This window comes from Pauljensenia sp. UMB3104 (assembly GCF_030217285.1).
Lineage (GTDB): Bacteria > Actinomycetota > Actinomycetes > Actinomycetales > Actinomycetaceae > Pauljensenia.
Map to the genome: position 1 here is coordinate 61,279 of NZ_JASONN010000001.1, position 21,832 is coordinate 83,110.

Annotated in this window: 21 protein-coding genes and 1 riboswitch; of the genes, 20 read left to right on the forward strand and 1 reads right to left on the reverse strand. The window is 64.0% G+C overall.

Annotation, left to right across the window (positions count from 1 at the left end; all coding sequences use genetic code 11):
• The first annotated feature begins 10 nt into the window (after positions 1-10).
• Both efp and nusB read left to right on the forward strand, forming a co-directional pair.
• Positions 11-574, forward strand: coding sequence for an elongation factor P (efp, locus tag QP415_RS00295; RefSeq protein ID WP_009055954.1), 564 nt, complete (start codon positions 11-13; stop codon positions 572-574).
• A complete protein-coding gene (gene nusB, locus QP415_RS00300; RefSeq protein WP_285097798.1) occupies positions 574-1,194 on the forward strand; it encodes a transcription antitermination factor NusB in 621 nt (206 codons plus the stop codon). Before efp ends, nusB begins: the two co-directional genes overlap by 1 nt.
• Before the next feature lie 175 nt (positions 1,195-1,369).
• Here nusB and QP415_RS00305 read toward each other — a convergent pair whose 3' ends face one another.
• Complete coding sequence (locus QP415_RS00305) at positions 1,370-1,666, reverse strand: DUF2249 domain-containing protein (RefSeq protein WP_016461648.1); 297 nt, start codon at positions 1,664-1,666, stop codon at positions 1,370-1,372.
• 357 nt (positions 1,667-2,023) lie between these two features.
• On the opposite strand from QP415_RS00305, the gene pyrR reads away from it, so the two are divergent.
• The 18 genes from pyrR (at position 2,024) to QP415_RS00395 (ending at position 21,813) form a co-directional block, all read left to right on the forward strand.
• Positions 2,024-2,587: a bifunctional pyr operon transcriptional regulator/uracil phosphoribosyltransferase PyrR gene (gene pyrR, locus QP415_RS00310; RefSeq protein WP_016461649.1), complete on the forward strand. Its 564-nt coding sequence runs from the start codon at positions 2,024-2,026 to the stop codon at positions 2,585-2,587.
• A gap of 3 nt (positions 2,588-2,590) precedes the next feature.
• Complete coding sequence (locus QP415_RS00315; protein WP_016461650.1) at positions 2,591-3,577, forward strand: aspartate carbamoyltransferase catalytic subunit; 987 nt, start codon at positions 2,591-2,593, stop codon at positions 3,575-3,577.
• Positions 3,570-4,889 carry a dihydroorotase gene (locus QP415_RS00320; protein WP_285097799.1) on the forward strand — a complete coding sequence of 440 codons (1,320 nt, stop codon included), beginning with the start codon at positions 3,570-3,572 and terminating at the stop codon, positions 4,887-4,889. The genes QP415_RS00315 and QP415_RS00320 overlap by 8 nt, the downstream gene beginning before the upstream one ends.
• Positions 4,886-6,073: a glutamine-hydrolyzing carbamoyl-phosphate synthase small subunit gene (carA, locus tag QP415_RS00325; protein ID WP_285097801.1), complete on the forward strand. Its 1,188-nt coding sequence runs from the start codon at positions 4,886-4,888 to the stop codon at positions 6,071-6,073. The genes QP415_RS00320 and carA overlap by 4 nt, the downstream gene beginning before the upstream one ends.
• Positions 6,073-9,372 carry a carbamoyl-phosphate synthase large subunit gene (carB, locus tag QP415_RS00330; protein WP_285097802.1) on the forward strand — a complete coding sequence of 1,100 codons (3,300 nt, stop codon included), beginning with the start codon at positions 6,073-6,075 and terminating at the stop codon, positions 9,370-9,372. The genes carA and carB overlap by 1 nt, the downstream gene beginning before the upstream one ends.
• On the forward strand, positions 9,369-10,235 hold the full coding sequence (pyrF, locus tag QP415_RS00335) for an orotidine-5'-phosphate decarboxylase (RefSeq protein ID WP_016461654.1): 867 nt from the start codon (positions 9,369-9,371) through the stop codon (positions 10,233-10,235). The genes carB and pyrF overlap by 4 nt, the downstream gene beginning before the upstream one ends.
• Positions 10,236-10,336: 101 nt before the next feature.
• On the forward strand, positions 10,337-10,648 hold the full coding sequence (mihF, locus tag QP415_RS00340; protein ID WP_007589281.1) for an integration host factor, actinobacterial type: 312 nt from the start codon (positions 10,337-10,339) through the stop codon (positions 10,646-10,648).
• Positions 10,649-10,675: 27 nt separating this feature from the next.
• Positions 10,676-11,233 (forward strand): guanylate kinase, encoded by a 558-nt coding sequence (gene gmk / locus QP415_RS00345; protein WP_048676879.1) that lies wholly within the window; start codon positions 10,676-10,678, stop codon positions 11,231-11,233.
• Between the two features lie 36 nt (positions 11,234-11,269).
• Positions 11,270-11,536 carry a DNA-directed RNA polymerase subunit omega gene (rpoZ, locus tag QP415_RS00350; protein WP_048676881.1) on the forward strand — a complete coding sequence of 89 codons (267 nt, stop codon included), beginning with the start codon at positions 11,270-11,272 and terminating at the stop codon, positions 11,534-11,536.
• Position 11,537: 1 nt separating this feature from the next.
• Positions 11,538-12,767 carry a bifunctional phosphopantothenoylcysteine decarboxylase/phosphopantothenate--cysteine ligase CoaBC gene (coaBC, locus tag QP415_RS00355; RefSeq protein ID WP_048676882.1) on the forward strand — a complete coding sequence of 410 codons (1,230 nt, stop codon included), beginning with the start codon at positions 11,538-11,540 and terminating at the stop codon, positions 12,765-12,767.
• Entirely contained in the window at positions 12,764-13,951 is a 1,188-nt protein-coding gene (gene metK, locus QP415_RS00360) for a methionine adenosyltransferase (protein ID WP_048676884.1), read from the forward strand. The genes coaBC and metK overlap by 4 nt, the downstream gene beginning before the upstream one ends.
• Positions 13,948-14,583 (forward strand): vitamin K epoxide reductase family protein, encoded by a 636-nt coding sequence (locus QP415_RS00365; RefSeq protein ID WP_016461658.1) that lies wholly within the window; start codon positions 13,948-13,950, stop codon positions 14,581-14,583. Before metK ends, QP415_RS00365 begins: the two co-directional genes overlap by 4 nt.
• Positions 14,584-14,625: 42 nt before the next feature.
• A complete protein-coding gene (locus QP415_RS00370; protein ID WP_048676887.1) occupies positions 14,626-16,608 on the forward strand; it encodes a primosomal protein N in 1,983 nt (660 codons plus the stop codon).
• A gap of 34 nt (positions 16,609-16,642) precedes the next feature.
• Complete coding sequence (locus QP415_RS00375) at positions 16,643-17,587, forward strand: methionyl-tRNA formyltransferase (protein WP_048676889.1); 945 nt, start codon at positions 16,643-16,645, stop codon at positions 17,585-17,587.
• Positions 17,584-19,056 carry a transcription antitermination factor NusB gene (locus QP415_RS00380; RefSeq protein WP_048676891.1) on the forward strand — a complete coding sequence of 491 codons (1,473 nt, stop codon included), beginning with the start codon at positions 17,584-17,586 and terminating at the stop codon, positions 19,054-19,056. Before QP415_RS00375 ends, QP415_RS00380 begins: the two co-directional genes overlap by 4 nt.
• Before the next feature lie 10 nt (positions 19,057-19,066).
• Positions 19,067-19,729: a ribulose-phosphate 3-epimerase gene (rpe, locus tag QP415_RS00385; RefSeq protein WP_048676893.1), complete on the forward strand. Its 663-nt coding sequence runs from the start codon at positions 19,067-19,069 to the stop codon at positions 19,727-19,729.
• Between the two features lie 69 nt (positions 19,730-19,798).
• A riboswitch (FMN riboswitch) is annotated at positions 19,799-19,928 on the forward strand.
• A gap of 56 nt (positions 19,929-19,984) precedes the next feature.
• A complete protein-coding gene (locus QP415_RS00390) occupies positions 19,985-20,758 on the forward strand; it encodes an ABC transporter permease (protein WP_048676894.1) in 774 nt (257 codons plus the stop codon).
• Positions 20,759-20,769: 11 nt separating this feature from the next.
• On the forward strand, positions 20,770-21,813 hold the full coding sequence (locus QP415_RS00395) for an ABC transporter substrate-binding protein (RefSeq protein WP_048676929.1): 1,044 nt from the start codon (positions 20,770-20,772) through the stop codon (positions 21,811-21,813).
• The last annotated feature ends 19 nt before the right edge of the window (positions 21,814-21,832 follow it).

The following is a 21,832-nucleotide window of genomic DNA, read 5'->3' on the forward strand; positions in this document are numbered from 1 at the left end:
AGGTACCCCTGTGGCAACGACCAATGATCTGAAGAACGGCCTGGTTATGGTCATCGACGGCCAGCTCTGGCAGGTTGTCGAATTCCAGCACGTCAAGCCCGGCAAGGGCCCGGCCTTCGTGCGCACCAAGATCAAGAACGTCCTATCCGGCAAGACCGTCGACAAGACCTTCAACGCGGGCCTGAAGATCGAGACCGCGACCGTTGACCGTCGCGACATGACCTACCTGTACCAGGACGGCACCGACTACGTCTTCATGGACCAGTCCACCTACGAGCAGATCAACGTTCCCGCCGAGACCGTGGGCGACGCCCGCAACTTCATGGTGGAGAACCAGGACGTCATCGTCTCCCAGCACGACGGCACCGTCCTCTTCGTTGAGCTGCCCGCGACCGTCGTCCTGACGATCACCCACACCGAGCCCGGCCTGCAGGGCGACCGTTCCTCCGCCGGCACCAAGCCCGCGACCCTCGAGACCGGTTACGAGATCCAGGTCCCCCTCTTCATGGAGGAAGGCACCCGCGTCAAGGTTGACACCCGCGACGGCTCGTACTCGGGTCGCGTGACCGAGTAATGTCGAAGCAACACCGCTTCACCTCGCGCACCAAGGCCCGCAAGCGCGCGGCCGACGTTGTCTACGAGGCCGACCAGCGCGGCATGGGGTCCAACCCCGACGTGCTGCGCGACCTCTTGCGCGAGCGTCGCGTCATCACCGCGGCTCAGACTCCACTCCCGGAGTTCTCAATCCAGATCATCGCCGGTGTGGCGGACAATCTGCGTCGCATCGATTCGCTGATTTCGGCGCACGCACGCGTGCCCGGCCTGGATCGCATCGCCGCCGTCGACCTCGCGGTCATGCGCGTGGCGGTGTGGGAGATGCTCGAGAACGACGAGGTGTCGCCGATCATTGTTATCGACGAGGCAATCTCGATCGTCCGATCGATCTCGACCGACACGTCGCCGTCGTTTGTGAACGCGGTCCTCGACGCAATCCGCAAGGATCTCGCGTCACCCGCGTGGTCTCGTCGCAGCTTCGATGAGGAGGATGTGCACGCTCCCGATGAGGCCGAGTCGTCGTCTGATAATGAGCTGCCCGCGCAGGAAGCGCCCGCACGGTCGCTGCCCGCTGGTGCCAAGCCGCTGGATGGCGGCAGCGTCGAAGACGAGCTCGATGAACTCCTCGAGGAGTACTGAGCGCTCGCTCTACATGCCTAGTGGGGCCGACTCTCCCGAGAGTCGGCCCCACTTTTTCCTTCAATGCCCGCGACGAGTGCAGATGCTGCCGACCAGGATGGCTGTCTCGATGGGATCTGGGGCATATCAGTAGGGGGCAGGATCACCACGATCCTGCCCCCTTTTCTGCCTGCTCTCAGAGAGCGAGGCGGGTGGTTCGCACATCCCAGAACTCAGGGCCGTCGACGATGACCTCGAAGGTCCACTCGCCGGGCAGCTGCGCGATCTGTGCGAGCAGCGGTCGGGGCAGGTGGGGAGCGCGGATGATGAAGGACTCGCCGGCGTTCATCGACTGGGCGGCGCCGAGAACGGCCGCATGACGCAGACGGTGGGGGATAGCGGTCGCATCAATGGTCGGCTCGGGGAGATCGTGTTCGCCGCAGCCGCAGCCGCCGCCGCGAACCTCGGGCTGGGGCAGTTGTTCGATGGTCATGGGGAAGCCTTTCTATCGTCACTATTCATATGCGCTGTCGGCGCTCAATGAATTTTACCGGGATAACCCCTTTCATTGCAGTGCCAACGTCGGCACGTCTCGCACTGGAGCACACCATACCCGGTAGGGGTATATCATCATACCCCTACCGGGTATCATCCGAGTTCGAAGCCGATCAGCGAGCGTCCTTCCTGACAGCCCGCACAGACCAACCACCCCGCCGAACTGGCATCCATTCCTGCTTCCCACGTGGGGTTTCACACGTGGAGGGGTCACACCGGCACTTCACGAGGGGCGTAGGATGGAAGCACGAGAAATCCTTTAATGACCGTCCTGTGAGGCGGGGAAGGAGTAAGCGTGGCCGAAGTGCACGCAGATCGCGCATCGCGCGGCAAAGAAGTATTAGGAGTTGGCGACGTCGCACGCTCCCTGACACGCATCGCTTATGAGATCGTTGAACGCAATGGCGGCAGCAACAATCTCGTCATCGCAGGTATCCCGACGCGGGGTGCGACTCTCGCGCGACGGCTTGTCAATCGAATCAAAGAGGTTTCCGGCACCTATGCCGAACTCGCAATCATCGACACGACGATGTACCGCGACGACCTCGCCTCGCAGCCGCTGAGGGCTCCGAAAGAGACCCTGGTGCCTCGCACCGGTATTAACGGCAAGACCGTCGTCCTCGTCGACGACGTCCTGTACACGGGCCGCACCATTAAAGCGGCGCTTGATGCTCTCACCCGTATCGGCCGACCTGCGGCCGTTCAGCTCGCCGTCCTCGTTGATCGGGGACACCGCGAGCTCCCCATTCGTCCGGATTACGTCGGCAAGAACTTGCCGACTTCCCGCGACGAGACCGTCACTATCCTGCTCGACGAAACAGATGGGCGCGACGGCGTCCTTCTCGGGAAAGGCCTGTAAACGATGAGCTTGAATCACCTCATTTCGATCCGCGATCTGACGCGCGAGGAGGCGATCCTCATCCTCGACACGGCGGAGCAGATGGCCGCAACGCAAAGTCACGGCGTGAAGAAGCTTCCCACGCTCCAGGGCAAGACGGTCGTCAACCTCTTTTTCGAGGATTCGACGCGCACCCGCATCTCCTTCGAGACGGCCGCGAAGCGCCTGAGCGCCGACGTCATCAATTTCCAGTCGCGTGGATCCTCCGTCTCGAAGGGCGAGTCACTCAAGGACACCGCCCTGACGCTCGAGGCCATGGGTGCGGACGCCGTCATTGTGCGTCATTCGTCCTCGGGCGCTGCTCACCGTCTCGCGCACGCCGGCTGGATGAATCTGCCGGTACTGAACGCTGGTGACGGCACCCACCAGCACCCGACGCAGGCACTTCTGGATGCCATGACGCTGCGCCGCCACTACGCTCCGTCGCTTGGTGAGGACGGCACCCCCACTCCCGGATCTGGCCTCGACGGCGCGCACGTCGTTATCGTCGGTGATGTCCTCCATTCGCGCGTCGCGCGATCCAACGTGGATCTTCTGACGCTCCTGGGTGCTCGCGTCACCCTTGTCGCGCCCCCGACGCTCCTACCGATCGGCGTGGAGACCTGGAACTGCGACACTTCCTACAACTTTGACGAGGCCTTGGCCACCGGCCCCGACGCTGTCATGATGCTGCGCGTGCAGCGCGAACGCATGTCGAGCGCGGGTGGGGGTTTCTTCCCGTCGCCTGGTGCCTACCACGCTGAGTACGGACTGACACCCGCACGTTTTGCCACGCTGGCACCCAGCGCCGTCGTCATGCATCCCGGCCCCATGAACCGAGGCCTCGAAATCTGCGCTGAGGCCGCAGATTCAGACCAATCTGTCATCGTCGAACAGGTGTCCAACGGCGTGTGCATCCGCATGGCCGCTCTGTACCTGCTCCTCGCTTCGGAAGGACACAGCAATGACTGAACAGACCCGCGACATCCTGATTACCGGAGCGTCGCTCCTCGGCGGGGAACCCACCGACATCGCGCTGTCAGGTGGCACGATCGTTGCCATTGGCGCAGATGCCCGCGACAGTGTGCGCGACCCTCGCGTGATCGACGCCGAGGGGCTCATTGCTCTGCCCGGCCTCGTTGACATCCATACCCACCTGCGCCAGCCCGGTGGCGAGGATGCCGAGACCGTCTTCACCGGCACCCGCGCTGCTGCGGTCGGCGGCTACACCGCCGTTCACGCCATGGCGAACACGACGCCCACGCAGGACACGGCCGCCATCGTCGACCAGGTGCTGCGCCTGGGCGAGGAGGCTGACTGGGTGGAGGTCCGCCCCGTCGGCGCGGTGACCAAGGGCCTGGAGGGCAAGCATCTGGCCTCGCTCGGTTCGATGGCTCGTTCGCGCTCGAAGGTTCGTGTCTTCTCCGACGACGGCAAGTGTGTCTCCGATCCCGTTCTCATGCGCCGCGCGCTGGAGTACGTCAAGGGTTTTGGCGGCGTCATCGCCCAGCACAGCCAGGATCCGGCCCTCACCGAGGGTGCACAGATGAACGAATCGGCACTGTCCGGTGAGCTCGGTCTGGCCGGCTGGCCCGCCGTCGCAGAGGAAGCAATCATCGCCCGCGACATCCTGCTCGCCAAGCACGTGGGCTCGCGCCTGCACGTGTGCCACCTGTCCACCGCGGGCTCGGTTGACCTCGTGCGCTGGGGCAAGGCCCAGGGCGTGGACATCACAGCCGAGGCCACGCCTCACCATCTGCTGCTCACCGAGCAGCTCGCCGCTACTTACGATCCGCTCTACAAGGTGAATCCGCCGCTGCGCCGCGCGGAGGATGTCGAGGCGGTGCGCGAAGGCCTCGCCGACGGCACCATCGACTGCATCGGCACCGACCACGCACCCCACCCGCTCGAGATGAAGGACTGCGAGTGGCAGGCCGGCGCCTTCGGCATGACCGGCCTGGAGACCGCACTGCCGATCCTCATCGAAACGATGGTGAACACGGGACGCATGGACTGGGCGGACATCGCGCGCGTCATGTCGACGGTTCCCGCCCGCATCGGCCGCGTTGATTCGCAGGGCCAGGGCCTCGTCGTCGGCGCACCCGCGCATGTCACCCTCGTGGATGCGACCGCGCGCGTCACGGTCGATCCCGCCAAGCAGTGGACCCGCTCCACGAACTGCCCCTTCCGCGGTATGGAACTGACCGGACAGGTGCGCTACACGATTTTCAACGGCGTCCCGACGGTCGTCGACGCCACCCCGATTGCCAAGGAGGACCGATGACCACGTCTGATATCGCCCTGCTCGTCCTTGAGGACGGCACCGTTTTCAAGGGCCGCGCATGGGGCGCGAAGGGCCGCACGCTCGGCGAGATCGTTTTCTCGACCGGCATGACCGGCTACCAGGAGACGCTGACCGACCCGTCGTACCACCGTCAGATCGTCGTGATGACGGCCCCGCACATCGGTAACACCGGCGTGAACGACGAGGATCCTGAGTCCTCGCGCATCTGGGTCGCTGGCTTCGTCGTGCGCGACGCGGCCCGCCGGGCCTCCAACTGGCGTGCACGCCGCGAACTGGAAGACGAACTCGTCGCTCAGGGGATCGTCGGCATCGCCGACGTTGACACGCGCGCGATCACCCGCCACATCCGCGAACGCGGCGCCATGCGCGCCGGCATCTTCTCGGGCGACGCACTACCCGTGGGCGCGCAGTACCTGGGGGAGGAGGCCGTGGCCTCGCTCGTGCGTATCGTCGCCGATTCCCCCGCGATGAGCGGCCAAGCGCTGGCGGCCGAGGTGTCGACTGACGAGACCTACGTGGTGGAACCCCTCGGTGACTTCGCAGGCAAGGAACCCATTGCGCGCGTTGTGGCCGTTGACCTCGGCATTAAGTCGCGTACGCCCTACCATCTGGCGGCGCGCGGCGTGCGCGTCTATGTGGTGCCCTCGACGGCGTCCTTCGCCGACATTGAGGCGCTGAAGCCGGATGGCGTGTTCTTCTCCAACGGCCCCGGTGACCCGTCCACGGCCGACCGTGAGATCAGCGTCCTGCGCGCCGTCCTGGATGCAGGTATCCCGTACTTCGGTATTTGCTTCGGCCACCAGCTGTTCGGCCGCGCCCTCGGCTACGGTACGTACAAGCTGGACTACGGTCACCGCGGTATCAACCAGCCGGTGAAGGATGTCGCCACGGGCCGCGTGGAGATCACTGCCCATAACCACGGCTTCGCGGTGGACGCCCCGGTGGGGGAGCCGTCGGTCGCCCCCTTCGATTCGGGTCGATACGGCCGCGTCGAGGTCTCTCACATCGGCCTCAACGACGGCGTTGTCGAGGGCCTGCGCGCCCTGGACATCCCCGCTTTCTCCGTCCAGTACCACCCCGAGGCAGCTGCCGGCCCGCACGACGGCGAGCTGCTGTTCGATCGCTTCATTTCCCTGATGACTGCCGCTAAGGAGACCCACTGATGCCCCGCAGGAACGATCTGTCGTCCGTCCTCGTCATCGGATCGGGCCCCATTGTCATCGGCCAGGCGTGCGAGTTTGACTACTCGGGCACGCAGGCATGCCGTGTCCTGAAGGAGGAGGGCCTGCGTGTCATCCTCGTCAACTCCAACCCGGCCACCATCATGACCGACCCGGGTATCGCCGACGCCACCTACGTCGAGCCGATCACCCCGGAGGTCGTTGCTTCGATTATCGAGAAGGAACGCCCCGACGCCCTGCTGCCCACCCTCGGTGGCCAGACGGCCCTCAATACCGCCGTCGCCCTGTCCGAGATGGGCGTTCTTGAGCACTTCAACGTCGAGCTGATCGGCGCGTCGATTGACGCGATCCGCGCCGGCGAGGACCGCGAGGAGTTCAAGGAGATCGTCGAGCGTTCGGGCGCCGAGGTTGCTCGCTCTTTCATCGCTCACACGATGGAGGAGTGCCACGCGGCCGCCGCCGAGCTCGGCTACCCCCTTGTCGTTCGTCCTTCCTTCACGATGGGCGGCCTCGGCTCCGGTTTTGCTTACACCCCCGAGGACCTCGAGCGCATCGCCGGCCAGGGCTTGGCAGCCTCGATCACGACCGAGGTTCTGCTTGAAGAGTCGATCCTCGGCTGGAAGGAGTACGAGCTCGAGCTGATGCGTGACAAGGCGGACAACGTCGTTGTCGTGTGCTCGATTGAGAACGTCGACCCTGTGGGCGTGCACACGGGTGACTCGATCACGGTCGCTCCGGCCCTGACCCTGACCGACCGCGAGATGCAGCGACTGCGCGACATCGGCATCGCCGTTATTCGCGCGGTTGGCGTGGACACGGGTGGCTGCAACATCCAGTTCGCCATCCACCCGGAGACGGGTCGCATCATCGTCATCGAGATGAATCCCCGCGTCTCGCGTTCCTCCGCCCTGGCCTCGAAGGCTACCGGCTTCCCGATCGCGAAGATCGCCGCTCGCTTGGCCACCGGCTACACGCTCGATGAGATCCCGAACGACATCACGGGCTCGACCCCGGCCTCGTTCGAGCCGACGCTCGACTACGTGGTCGTCAAGGTCCCGCGTTTCACCTTCGAGAAGTTCCCTGCCGCTGACCCGACGCTGACCACGTCGATGAAGGCCGTCGGCGAGGCCATGGCGATCGGCCGCTCCTACACCGAGGCCCTCCAGAAGGCCCTGCGCTCGATCGACAAGGGCGGCGTGCAGTTCCACTGGGACGGCGAGGCACCCACCCCCGAGGAAACCCGCGCGCTCGTAGAGGCTGCGGCGGTTGGCACCGAAGGACGTCTCGTCCAGGTTCAGCAGGCGATCCGCGGCGGTGCGACGCTTGAGGAGCTCCACGAGTCCACGAAGATTGACCCGTGGTTCCTCGACCAGATGTTCCTCCTCGACGAGGTCGCAAGGCGCATTCGCGAAGCCGACGCGCTCACGGGCGACGTGCTCGCCGAGGCAAAGCGCCACGGCTTCTCCGACCGCCAGATCGCTGCCATGCGCGGCCTGTCCGAGGACACGGTGCGCGAGGTGCGCGGCGCCTTTGGCATCCACCCAGTCTTCAAGACCGTTGACACCTGTGCCGCAGAGTTCGCTGCCCGCACGCCCTACCACTACTCGACCTACGACCAGGAAAACGAGGTCCGCCCACGCGAGCGCGAGGCCGTCATCATCCTGGGTGCAGGCCCCAACCGCATCGGCCAGGGCATCGAGTTCGACTACTCGTGCGTGCACGCTGCCATGTCGCTGCGCGACCACTACGAGACCATCATGGTCAACTGCAACCCCGAGACGGTCTCGACCGACTACGACATCTCGGACCGCCTGTACTTCGAGCCTCTGACCCTCGAGGATGTGCTGGAGATTTACCGTGCCGAGTGCGAGGCAGGCCCGGTCAAGGGCATGGTCGTGCAGCTGGGCGGACAGACCCCGCTGTCGCTGGCTGCCGACCTCGAGCGCGCCGGCGTGCCAATCCTGGGAACGAGCCCGCGCGCCATCGACCTGGCCGAGGACCGTGAGGAGTTCGGCAAGGTGCTCGAGGCGGCCCACTGCCCGGCACCCGCGCACGACACGGCGCACACGCCTGAGCAGGTCATTTCCGTCGCCGAAAAGGTCGGCTACCCCGTCCTCGTGCGTCCTTCGTTCGTGCTAGGCGGACGCGGCATGGCGATTATCAACGACGAGCCTGCGCTTCGCGAATACCTCGCGAGCCACGACTCCGAGCTGCTCTTCTCCCGCGGCCCGCTCCTCATCGACCGCTTCCTGGACGCAGCCATCGAGATCGACGTTGACGCGCTGTACGACGGCGACGAACTCTTCATGGGCGCGATCATGGAGCACATTGAGGAGGCGGGCATCCACTCGGGTGACTCCTCCTGCGTGTTGCCTCCCATGACGCTGTCCGCACGCGAACTCGAGCGCATCACCGCTTCGACCGAGGCGATTGCTCGCGGCGTCGGTGTGCGCGGCCTCATCAACATCCAGTTCGCGCTGCTCTCCGACACGCTGTACGTGATTGAGGCTAACCCGCGTGCGTCGCGCACCGTGCCCTTCGCGTCGAAGGCAACTGGTGTGCAGCTGGCGAAGGCTGCAGCCCTCATCCAGGTGGGCGCAACGATCGCATCGCTGCGCGAGCAGGGGCTGCTGCCCACCCATGACGCCCGCGAGATTCACGACGGTGGCTCGATTGCCGTCAAGGCTGCCGTCCTGCCCTTCAAGCGCTTCCGCACCGCAGGCGGCGAGATTGTTGATACCGTCCTCGGCCCCGAGATGCGTTCAACGGGCGAGGTCATGGGTATCGACCGTGACTTCCCGACAGCGTTCGCCAAGTCGCAGCTTGGCGCCTCAACTGACATGCCGACCTCGGGAACTGTCTTCATCTCGATTGCCGATACTGACAAACGAGCAATTGTTCTGCCGGCGGCTCGTATGCACGAGATGGGCTTTAAGATTTTGGCGACCTCGGGGACGGCTTCCGTTCTGCGCCGCAACGGTATCGAAGCACAGGCCGTCCGTAAGTCCTCTGAGGGCCGAGGCGATGGGGGAGAGCCGACGGTCGTCGACCTCATCAACGAGGGGTCGGTCGATATGGTCGTCAACACGCCGCAGCGCAGTGCGCCGCGTAATGACGGCTACCAGATCCGTGCCGCGGCAGCGTCACAGGACCGCCCCGCGGTCACAACGCTCCAAGCGTTTAACGCAATGGTGCAGGCCATCGAAGTTCGTATGCGCGGAGCCTATTCCGTGCGATCCCTGCAGGAATGGGATTCCATCCGATCGAAGGAAACACGATGACTACGTCTGTCATTAAACCCGCATCTTCTCTCGGCTTCGGCGATCGTCTCTACACCGCCATGCGGACATATGGACCGGTGTGCGTGGGTATCGACCCTCATGCCGGCCTGCTGAAGGAATGGGGACTTGACGACGACGCAAACGGTGTGCGAGAGTTCTCCCTCCGCGTCATCGAGGCCCTCGGGGGGCGCGTCGCTGCTTTCAAGCCCCAGGCTGCTTTCTTCGAACGGCATGGCTCGCGTGGTGTTGCCGTTCTCGAAGAGGTCATTGCGGCCTGTCGCGAGGTCGGTACGCTCTGCATCGTGGACGCCAAACGCGGCGACATCGGTTCGACGATGGATGGCTATGCGCACGCGTTCCTCTCCGATTCGTCACCGCTTGCCGGCGATGCGGTGACTCTGTCACCCTATCTGGGTGTGGGTTCTCTGACCCCCGCACTCGAGCTTGCGCGTCAGACTGGCAGGGGTGTGTTCGTCCTTGCACTCACTTCGAACCCCGAGGGAGCGTCCGTTCAGCATGCCCGTGGCGCTGATGGAGTCAGCGTTGCCGGTCATGTCGTGTCCCAACTGGCGGACTTTAACAGTCAGTGTGATAAACAACACCTTGGCCCTGCTGGCATCGTCGTGGGAGCCACCGTCGGCGATGCTGTCAAGCGATTGGGCATTGACCTAGCCGCCCTCAATGGCGCTTTTTTGGCGCCAGGAGTGGGCGCACAGGGCGCCGGTCCAGCGCAGGTCAGGGAGGTTTTCGCCGGAGCGACGGATGCTGTCCTTGCCTCATCCTCGCGCGCAATTCTGCGTTCGGGCCCCGCCATCACCGGCCTTCGAGACGCCTATCGTGCGACCGTCGATTCGCTGCAATAATCTGCTCTGTTACATAAGAAGCAGCGTTTTGGTCTGGCATTAATGGTCGGGAAGGTGACATAGTTTATTTACCGAAGATCCCAACGGAGGAGATGATCAGAATGGCACTACCTGATCTCACGCCAGAACAGAGGGCACAAGCTCTTGAGAAGGCAACGCAGGCACGGAGGCGTCGCGCCGAAGTGAAGAACGCGCTGAAGGCGCGCTCGATGAACCTGTCTGAGGTTTTGGAACTCGCTGATTCAGACGAGGCCGTGGCGAAGATGAAAGTCGTTTCGCTACTGGAGTCGCTGCCGCGCGTCGGCACGAACACGGCCGCTGTCCTGATGGACGAGTACAAGATCGCCCAGAGCAGGCGCGTGCGTGGCCTTGGCCCCGTCCAGCGGAAGGCGCTCGTCGAGCGTTTCGGGTGACGCGTCCAAGCGTGGCACACTTGAGTCATGACTAAGGCTCAACTGACTGTCCTCGCTGGACCCACGGCCGTTGGAAAGGGAACTGTTGTCGCTGCGCTGACGAAGCGCTACCCGGCACTGAAGGTGTCGGTCTCAGCAACGACTCGCGATCCTCGACCCGGTGAACTGAACGGCGTCCACTACTACTTTGTTTCCCCCGAAGAGTTCGATGCGATGATCGAACGGGGAGACATGTTGGAGTGGGCGCTTGTTCATGGGAAAAACAAGTATGGGACCCCTCGCGGCCCGGTCGACGAGGCTCTCAACGCCGGTCACCCCGTTCTCCTCGAGATCGACCTGGCGGGCGCCCGGCAGGTACGAGCCAACAGGCCCGATGCCCAGTTTATTTTCCTTGCGCCTCCCTCGTGGGAGGAGCTTCAGCGCCGCCTCATCGGCCGCGGCACTGAAGGCCCGGAGGAGCAGGCGCGACGCCTGGCCACTGCTCGCGTCGAGCTGCAGGCTGCCTCGGAGTTCGATCATGTTGTGATCAACGACGATGTGGAGCGCGCGGTGGATGAGCTGGCCCGGCTCATTGGCCTGGAGTAATATCTATCTGAATCCGCCACTGAGAGGAAAACACGCATGTCCGGAATTGTTGCCCAGCCCGTCGGCATCACGTCCCCGCCCATTGACGATCTGCTGGAGCACGTCGATTCCAAGTACGCGCTGGTGATTTTCGCTGCGAAGCGCGCGCGCCAGATTAACTCCTACAATCTGCAGCTTCAGCAGAACATGATCCAGTTCGTGGGTCCGGTCGTCGACGTGCAGCCGGATGAGAAGCCGCTGGCGGTTTCCCTGCGAGAGATCAACGAAGGCCTCCTGACTCTCGAAGCCAACCCCGAGGCCTGACATGGCAACTGTCGTCGTCGGAGTGACCGGCGGCGTTGCAGCTTTCAAAGCACCCATCGTGGTCCGCGAGTGTCAACGCGCGGGCCACGACGTGTATGTCGCTGCAACGCGCGCGTCATTAGAGTTCGTCGGCCGTTCGACCTGGGAGGGCATCACGTCGCGCCCTGTCGCCGTGGAGATCGCGGGCGAGGGGCGTGCCGAGCACGTGGAGCTCGCCCGCATTGCCGACCTCATTATTGTTGTGCCTGCGACCGCGAATTCCCTGGCGCGTCTTGCCGCTGGCTTCGCGGACGACATGGTGTCGCTGACGGTTCTCGCGTCCCATGCGCCCGTCGTCGTTGCCCCGGCGATGCACTCCAACATGTGGCTGGCGCCTGCCACGCAGGCCAACGTGCGCACGTTACGTGAGCGCGGCATCCATGTTATTGATCCTTCCTCTGGTGCACTTGGCTCGGGTGACAGCGGCATTGGTCGCCTTCCGGATCCTGAGGAGATCGCACACCAGGCCCTAGAGGTGCTCTCTGCCTACGAACAGGCATCCCACGCGCTTGCCGGTCGCACCGTCGTTGTCACGGCCGGTGGTACTCGCGAGCCGATTGATCCTGTTCGTTTCTTGGGAAATCAGTCGTCAGGTCGCCAGGGGCTGGCAATCGCATCGGCGGCAGCACGAGCTGGGGCTGCGGTCAGGGTCATTGCTGCCAATATCGAGTCGGCGCTCCTCGCCGGACTTCCGTCAGGCGTACAGGTCACTCGTGTGGGTAGCGCCCTGCAAATGCGAGAAGCGACGGTCAACCAGGTCGCAGACGCCGATGCTCTCGTCATGACGGCCGCCGTCGCTGACTTCCGTCCCGAAGCCGCATCGCAGTCAAAGATCAAGAAAGACCCAACAAACGAGGAAGCACCCACTATTCGCCTGGTGCGCAACCCCGACATCCTCGCTGAAATCGGACACAGCAAGAAGCGCCCACCCCTCGTCATTGGTTTTGCGGCTGAAACCGGCACAGATGAGGAGATTCTCGTGTACGGTGCAGATAAGGCGACGCGTAAGGGAGCCGATTTCATCTGCCTGAACCGGGTGGGGGAGAGCGTCGGGTTCGGCGATGTTTCGAACGACATCCACATCCTCGATGCCAACGGTCACATCGTCGGCCGTTACGTCGGCTCGAAGGATGAAGTAGCCGCAGGTCTCGTCGGCCATATGGCCTCATTCCTTGATAATCTAAAGCGGTGAGTCAACAGCTTTTTTCTTCTGAGTCCGTTACCGAAGGTCACCCCGACAAGGTCTGTGATCGCATTTCCGATGCAATCCTTGACGCACTACTCGCCGCCGACCCTCGCTCGCGTGTCGCCGTCGAGACGATGGCAGCTACCGGCCTCATTCACGTCGCCGGTGAGGTGACGACCGAGGCGTACGTTGAGATCCCTGAGATCGTGCGCCGCGAGATCCTCTCGATCGGGTACGACTCGTCGCGTGTTGGCTTCGATGGCGCGTCCTGTGGCGTCTCTGTGTCGCTTGATGGCCAGAGCCCTGACATCGCCGGTGGCGTCGACGAGGCCCTTGAGGTGCGCGGTACCCAGGGCGGCGACCCCCGCGACCGCCTCGGCGCTGGCGACCAGGGCATCATGTTCGGCTACGCTTCCTCCGACACCCCCGATCTCATGCCTGCCCCCATCTGGCTCGCTCACCGCCTTGCGAAGCGCCTGACCGACGTGCGCAAGCAGGGCATCGTTGAGGGGCTGCGACCCGACGGCAAGACTCAGGTGACTCTTGCCTATGAGAACGGCCGCCCGGTGGGTATCGACACAATCGTTGTGTCCACCCAGCACGACGAAGCCCTGTCTCAGTCGGCGATCTACGATGCCGTGCGCGACTACGTCATTACCCCCGTCGTTGAGGAGTCGGACCTCGCGCTTGCGACGGGTTCGATGAATACTCTCATTAATCCCTCGGGACGCTTCGTCCTGGGAGGCCCCGCGGCAGACGCCGGTCTCACTGGCCGCAAGATCATCGTCGACACCTACGGTGGCATGGCACGCCACGGAGGCGGCGCATTCTCCGGCAAGGATCCGTCAAAGGTCGACCGTTCCGCAACCTACGCTGCCCGCTGGGTCGCCAAGAACGTCGTGGCCGCAGGTATCGCCCAGCGCTGCGAGATTCAGCTGGCATACGCGATCGGGCGTGCCCGCCCAATTGGCCTGTACGTCGATACCTTTGGAACCGCTTCGGTGCCCGAGGAACGCATCGCGGATGCCATCCGCGAGGTCTTCGACCTGCGTCCCCTCGGCATGATTGAGGACCTCGATCTGCTGCGTCCGATCTACCGCGAGACTGCTGCCTACGGTCACTTTGGTCGCGGCCAGTTCCCGTGGGAGGCCACCGACCGCGTCGAGCAGCTCAAGGCCGCGCTCGCATGAGCGAGGCATGGGAAGCCGAGGACTACCTGCCCTCGTACGAGACCGAGGACGCTCGCCGGGCATGGCGTCGGCGCACAAGCCTGGAGATGATCATCTCTGGCTGCATTGGTCTCCTCACGTCTTTCGTTCTGTCGATCGAGGCGTGGCAGCTTGCCGCCGACTCATCGACGCGCTTCGGTTGTGACATTTCGTCCGTCCTGTCGTGTTCGACGGTTGCTCAGACGTGGCAGGCTCGTATCCTCGGCTTCCCGAACGCCTTCCTTGGCATCTTTTTCGAGGCCGTTGTTCTCGCTATTTCGGTAGCGATTTTTTCCGGCGTGAAGTTTCCGCGTTGGTACATGCTGGGCACGAACCTGCTGTATACGGTCGCGTTGTTCTTCGCGTTCTGGCTCTTCGGACAGTCGTATTTCATCATTCAAGTGCTGTGCCCGTGGTGCCTGCTCATCACCCTGACGACGACGCTCGTGTTTGGCGGCATTACCCGCATCAATATCCGTGACGGCGTCATCCAGGCGCCCGAGGGGCTGCGGCGCGCTGTCGCCCAGGGACTCGACTGGGCCCTATGGGGTCTCATCGTGTTCGGTGTCCTCGCCATGGTGGTCGCGAAGTACGGCCTGAAGCTTCTCGGCTGAGCGCGGGACACAGATGAGTGCGGGCCGTGATTCACTAGGATCATGACTTCCCAACAGGGCATGCTTGACGGTTTCGATCCGCCGCGCTCTCGCAGCGTGGAGATCGCTCGCGTGCTCGTTGACGTCGATCTGCCTCACATGGACCGGCCGCTCGACTACGTCGTCCCGGACAAGTTGATCGATGAGGCCACGGTCGGGCAACTCGTTCGGGTGCGCTTCTCCGGCGCGCGCGTTGACGGCTGGATCGTTGAGTGCACCCAGCGCGAGATGCTCGACGATAGTGCCCATATTGAGTCCGTCGCCTCGTCGATACCGGTGTTGACGCCCGCACTCTATGAGACTGCTCGGCGTATTGCCGGGCGTTTCCTTGCCACGACTTCGCAGGTTCTTTCTCTCGCGATTCCTCCGCGGCACGCACGGGCTGAAAAGCACGTATTGGAGCAAACACCCCCACCATGGCCTTCTCTGGAGGCTCCGTCAGTCTCCGCTGGCTGGGGAGCATACTCTGCTGGCCAGGCCCTGCTGAACCGGCTCTCGTCTGGTCAATCGCCTCGCGCGGTCGTGACCGCTCTGCGCCCTCTCATGCGCCGCTGTCTGTCGGATGCCGTTGCAGCGACGGTTTCGTCAGGTCGTAGCGTCATTATCGTCACGTCCACCGGTGAGGAAGCCTCACGATACGCCCGAAATCTCGAGGAGGACCTCGGCGTGCCTGTCGCGGTGACGGGCGGCGAAGTCACGCCCGAAGAGCGTTACCGTATCCACGCAGCCGCAACACTCGGTCATGTTCCCATCGTCGTCGGTACGCGCTCCGCAGTGTGGGTCCCGTGCACGAAGCTCGGACTCATCATCATCTGCGATGATGGTGATGATCGACTACGTGAGCGGCGGTTCCCGCGCTGCGACAGCCTTGATGTTGCTGTGCAGCGCTGCGCTGTGGAGGGCGCGGGACTTCTCGTCACCTCGTACGCTCGTTCCGTCAAGGCCCAGGCCCTTGTTCGCTCCGGATGGGCGGTCAGCCTCGATCCGCTCCCGCATGCGCTGCGCGACGCAACGCCACGCGTCCACCTGCACGGGGTGACCGAGGCTGCACGCGAGGGGGCGAGCGGCCATCTGCGTATCCCCCAGGCCGCCCTGCGCATTATCCGTCAGGGTCTGCGCGAAGGCCCCGTGCTCATCCAGGTCGCTGCATCTGGCTATTGGCCGACGGTTGTGTGCCGCCGCTGCGGCGAGCGCGCACGCTGCCGCCATTGCTCCGGCCCTCTCGCCGTGGTGCGCGGGGGAGAGGTGACCTGTTCGTGGTGTGCGCGCGCGTCCGTCTCGTGGCGCTGCCCGTACTGCTCCGGCACGGAGCTACGTGCAGCCCGTGTCGGCTCCACGCGCACAGCTGAGGAGATTGCACGCAACCTTCCTGATGCCTCCGTGCTCGAATCCTCTGCCGCGCATAGGATCAGCCGCCAGCTGCCGAAACGTCCGACGGTCGTCGTTGCGACACCGGGTGCTGAGCCAGACGTTGATGGGGGATACGCTGCCGCCATCATCCTTGATGCCCATGCCCTTGCCGGTCGTACCGAGCTATGGGCGCCGGAGGAGGCCGCTCGGCGCTGGCTCAACGCGCTGTCCCTCGTCCGGCCAGGTCACCCCGGCCTCATCGTGGGGACGATTCCCGACGCATTGGGTCAGGCGCTCGTGCGCTGGGCTCCCACTGACTACGCTGACCGGCTCCTCGATGAGCGTGAGGCACTTGGCTTCTTCCCGGCCACGACGATGGTCGCTCTGGACGGACCGTCAGCTCAGGTACGCCAAGTTGCCGAGCAAGTTATTCGTGAGGGCGGCGCGGAACTGGTGGGTACGGTCGTGCGCCCGGCGACGCGCGAGGGCGAGGAGAACGAGGTGCGCACGCTCGTTCGTACCCCGTTGGCTGGAGCTCCGGCGATGCTAGCTGTTCTTGCCGATATTCGACGTTCCCGCAGCGCACGTAAGGTTCCGCTCGTCAAAATGAGCGTGAACCCACCGGAGCTCTTCTGAGTGAGGGCCTGCCCAGTGCCGTAAACTGGCGGCCGTGCGCATTATTTTTGCTGGTACCCCGGAGGCCGCAGTCCCCACGCTGAAGGCCCTGTTGTCGTCGTCCCACGAGGTCGCTCTCGTTATTACGCGTCCGCCGGCTCGACGCGGTCGCGGAAAGACGATGTACCCCTCACCGGTGGCGGAAGTAGCCGCAGCGTGTGGCGTTGAACTGTTGGAGACAACCACGCTCAAGACTCCCGACATCGCGCGGCGCATCGAGGGCGTCCAGGCTGACCTCGGTGTCGTCGTCGCCTACGGCGGCCTCGTTCCTCCGAACGTGCTGGCGATGCCCACGCATGGCTGGGTAAACCTACATTTCTCGGACCTGCCGAGGTGGCGTGGTGCGGCGCCCGTCCAGTGGGCGATCCGCGAAGGTGATACGACGACCGCCTCGTGCGTCTTCAATCTCGAGGAGGGACTGGACACTGGCGACGTGTACTCACGCGTCGAAGTTCCGATTGGACACGAGAGCGCGGGAGAGCTGCTCACATCGATGGCCGAGGCTGGAGCGCCCCAGGTGCTCAGTGTCGTCGATGCGCTCGCTGACGGCAGCGCAACCGCTACTGCGCAGCGTTCGGAAGGTGTGACGCACGCGCGTCGCCTCGAGCACGTCGACGGTTATGTGTCGTTCACGCACGATGCCACGCACGAGGATCGTGTCATCCGTTCTGTGACTCCAAACCCCGGGGCCTACACGGTGCTGCCCGGTGGGGCCCGCATGAAGCTCGACAAGGCAACACCCGTGGACCGAGATGATCTGGCACCCGGGCAGCTTGAAGTCACGAAGAAGCAGGTCACCGTGGGGTGCACGAGCGGTGCTCTCGTGCTCGGCAAGGTGGCACCAGCCGGTAAGTCCTGGATGGACGCTGCCGCCTGGGCCAGGGGAGCGCGGCCTTCCGACGACCTGCGCCTCGGTGGAGACCTGGAGGATCAGCGATGAGTGAGAGGCGCTACGCGGACGGCTACCGCAAGCTACGCAAAGCCGACGAACCTCGTCGCATTGCCTACGAGGTTCTGCACGAGGTCGCGACGCAGGGTGCGTTCGCGAACATCATCTTGCCGAAGGCACTGCGCCAGGCCCGGCGCGACGGACATTTTTCTGACCGCGATGCCGCTTTCACCTCCGAGCTCGTCCACGGTACACTGCGCGCGATCGGGCGCCTCGATTGGGTGATTGCACGCCACATCGATCGTCCTCTTGCAGATCTCGATCCCCGCGCCCTCGTCATCCTGCGCATGGGTGCTCACCAGCTTCTCGATATGCGTGTGCCCGACCACGCGGCTGTGTCGGCAACCGTGGATGTCGCGCGCGAACATCTGACGGACGGCCCCGTCCGCTTCGTCAATGCTGTTTTGCGCTCGATCACCCGCGAGGATCCTGGCGAGCGCGAGGCAGCCATGGACGCCATTGCCGACGAGGACGAGGCTCTTGGCGTGCGCTACTCACACCCGGCGTGGATGGTTGCCGCGTTCCGCGACGCCCTCAAGGCCCACGGTTATCCCGAGGACGAGCTTATCGACGTCCTTGAGGCCGATAACGAGGTTCCCACGGTCACGTTGGTAGCCCGCCCGTCGCTGATGAGTGTTGACGAGCTCGCCGACGAGGCCGAGGATATCCTCGACACCCGCGTTGCCCTGGGCGCCGTGTCTCCGTACGCGGTCCTCCTCGAATCCGGCGACCCCGCGCGTCTGCCCTCGATTCGTGATGGACGCGCTGGCGCCCAGGATGAAGGCTCGCAGCTCGCGGCGCTGATCGCCGCATCAGCACCACTGGTGGGTGGGTCTGACGAACGTTGGCTCGACCTGTGTGCGGGCCCCGGCGGCAAGGCCGCGCTTTTGGCTGGCCTCGCCGCCGCCGTGGGTGCGCGCGTAACCGCTAACGAAGTCCACCCGCACCGAGCCCGCCTCGTGGAGCGCACGACGCGCCAATTCGACTCCATCGAGGTCGTGAGCGGAGACGGTCGCTCGTTCGGTGGGGGCCGCAGTGCATGGCCGCTGGCGTCCTTCGACCGTGTCGTCGTTGATGCCCCCTGCTCGGGCATGGGGTCCATGCGTCGCCGTCCGGAGTCCCGGTGGAATCGCACCCCCGCAGACGTCGAAGAACTAACGGTCCTCCAGCGCGAACTGCTCGACCGGGCAATCGCCCTGACGCGCCCCGGTGGCGTCCTCACCTACATCACGTGCTCGCCCCATGCAGCCGAGACACGTGACCAGGTCGCGCGTTCACTGGAAAGCGGTGAGGTCGAGCTGCTTGACACCGTCGCACTGGCTAACGAATGCGCACCCGAGGCGCTGGATGTACCGGCCTCTGCGGGTATCATCAAGGGCTACGACGGCCGTACGCTGCAGCTGTGGGACCACCGTTTCGGTACGGATCTTATGTTTGTGGCTTGCCTGCGCAGGCGCTAGCATATGCGTTATGAACGCCACAATTAGCCCGTCGATCCTCAACTGCGATATCGCCAATCTGCGCGGTGAGCTCACCAAGATCGCAGGAGCGGATATCGCTCACGTCGACGTCATGGACAACCATTTCGTCCCCAACCTCTCGTGGGGTCTGCCCGTCGCAGAAGCCGTCGTAAAGTCCGGCATCCTGCCTGTTGACGCACACCTCATGATCGAGGATCCGGATCGCTGGGCGCCGCAGTACGCGGAGGTCGGCTGCGAGTCCGTCACCTTCCACGCTGAGGCAGCTGCGGCACCACTGCGCCTCGCACGCGAGCTGCACCGCATCGGTGCGCGCGCCGGCCTTGCGCTGAAACCAGCAACCGATATCGCGCCCTTCGTGGACATCCTGAACGAATTCGACATGATTCTCATCATGACGGTTGAGCCTGGTTTCGGCGGACAGTCCTTCATCGAACAGATGATTCCGAAGATTGAGCGAACGCGTGCGGCGATTAATGCCGCAGGGCTTCAGGTCTCGATCCAGGTCGACGGCGGCATTTCCCGCGCGACCATTGAGCGAGCGGCCGAGGCCGGTGCCGACAACTTCGTCGCGGGCTCCGCAGTGTTCCGCGCGGAAGACGCGCACCGCGAGGTTGAGGTGCTGCGCGAACTCGCCAACGCGCATAGCCACTGACCGGCCGCCTCTTTTCTTCTCTAGCGGATACGCCTCGCGCGGTGCGCCCGGCGGTGGCACAATGGCACACGAGTACTCCGGGGTCGGTGAAAGTCCGAACCGGCGGTGATAGTCCGCGACCCGCCCTCACAGAACGAGGACGGTTGAGCCGGTGAAATTCCGGCACCGACGGTGAAAGTCCGGATGGGAGGAGTGCATGAGGCGCATTCGTGCGTCTGCTGTGCTGCGCGTACCCCCGGTGTCGGAAAGTAAGTCGTGGCAACTCGGAACAAGCCTCGCGGTACTCTCACCGTCGCGGCACCGATTATCTTCCTCGCCCTGTTGCTGGCGGGGTGGTGGCTGTCGACCGCGCTGACCGGCATCGAGGCCTGGCGCCTACCAAACCCCATGTCTGTCATCTCCAAGGGTTCGGTGATCCTGGCACTTCCGTCGACCTGGCATAAGGTCGCGGTGACGGGTGCCGAGGCCGTCGCCGGGTGTTTGCTCGGTTCGCTTGTCGCCTTGCCCTCCGCGTATGTGATCTATCGTTCGCGTCTTTTGGCCGCTGCCGTCGAGCCTTTCCTCGGGGCGACCCAGGCGTTGCCCGCGATCGCTGTCGCGCCCATCTTGGTGCTGTGGGTCGGCTATGGATTCATGTCCATCGTCGTCTTGTGCGCTCTGATGGTTTTCTTTCCAATCCTCGTCTCGACGGTCGTTGGCTTGCGCCATATCGATCGTGAGCTTCTCGAAGCTGCTGCACTGGACGGGGCCACAGGATGGACGATGGCGGTGTACATGGAGCTTCCCCTGGCAGCACCTGCGATCCTGGGTGGCCTGCGTAATGGCTTCGCCCTGTCGGTGACGGGCGCTGTTGTCGGGGAGATGGTGATGGGTGGCTCCGGGCTCGGGCAGGTACTCACTCAGATGAGAAACAACGTAGACACCGCCGGCATGTTCGTCATCATTATTATTTTGTGCTCGATGGCGACTCTCCTGTACGTGATCGTGTACAGGATCGAGCGGTCGAAGCGTTATGAGATCACGCAGTGAAGGAGAATCTCTTGAAGCTTTCTACCATTGTTCGTGCCGCGGTCGTCGGCGCGTGTGCCTCGCTTGTCCTCGCGGCATGCACGCCGAGCGGCTCTGCGAACCAGTCGGGCGCGTCGGGCAATTCAGACGTGACGATTGGCCTGACCTACATTCCCAACATCCAGTTCTCTCCCGTGTACGTAGCCGACGCACAGGGAACGTACGCGGATAACGGTATCAGCGCGACGATTCGTCACCACGGATCCCACGAAGGCTTTTTCACGGCGCTCCTGGCTGGCGAGGAGGACGTCGTCATCGCCTCGGGTGACGAAGCAGCCGTTGCCGCCTCGCAGGGCCTCGATATCGTGTCGATCGGCCAGTACTACGCGTCTTATCCCGGCGCTGTTATCGTTCCAGCTGATTCCGACATCAATTCTCTCGCCGATTTGAAGGGTAAGACGGTGGGCATCCCGGGCGAGCACGGCGCGAACTACTACGCGACGCGCGCCGCTATGCAGGAAGCTGGACTCAGTGAGTCGGACGTGACGATCTCGCCGATCGGTTACACGCAGCAGGCCGCCCTCGCTTCCGGCCAGGTCGATGCGGTTGTGGGCTTTACGAATAATGATGCAGTGCAGATGCGTCTTGCTGGCCTCGAGATCCGCGAAATCACGTTAAATCCCACGTCGACGCCGCTGGTGAGCGCCTCCTTCATCACGACGCACAAGTGGGCGCAGGAGCACCCGGATCAGGCTCGCGCAGTCGTTGCGGCGACGACCAAGGCGATGAACGATATCGCTGCTGATCCACAGATCGCCATCGAGGCGACGAAGCCGTGGGACACCTCGCTGACCGATGAGTCCACGTTGTCCGCAGCCAACGCTGTTCTGACCGCGACCGTTCCTCTCTGGCTGGGCGATACCGGCCGCGCGACGGGCAAGCAGGATCTCGCCACGTGGGCGCAGATGGTGTCCTTCCTTGCCTCCCTCGGTGAGCTCGAGGGGTCGGTGGATGCGACAGCCCTGGCGACTAACGACTACGTGAGCGCCGACGATTCACCGTCGCCTCAGTCCTAACCGGTGCGCCGCACGCTCG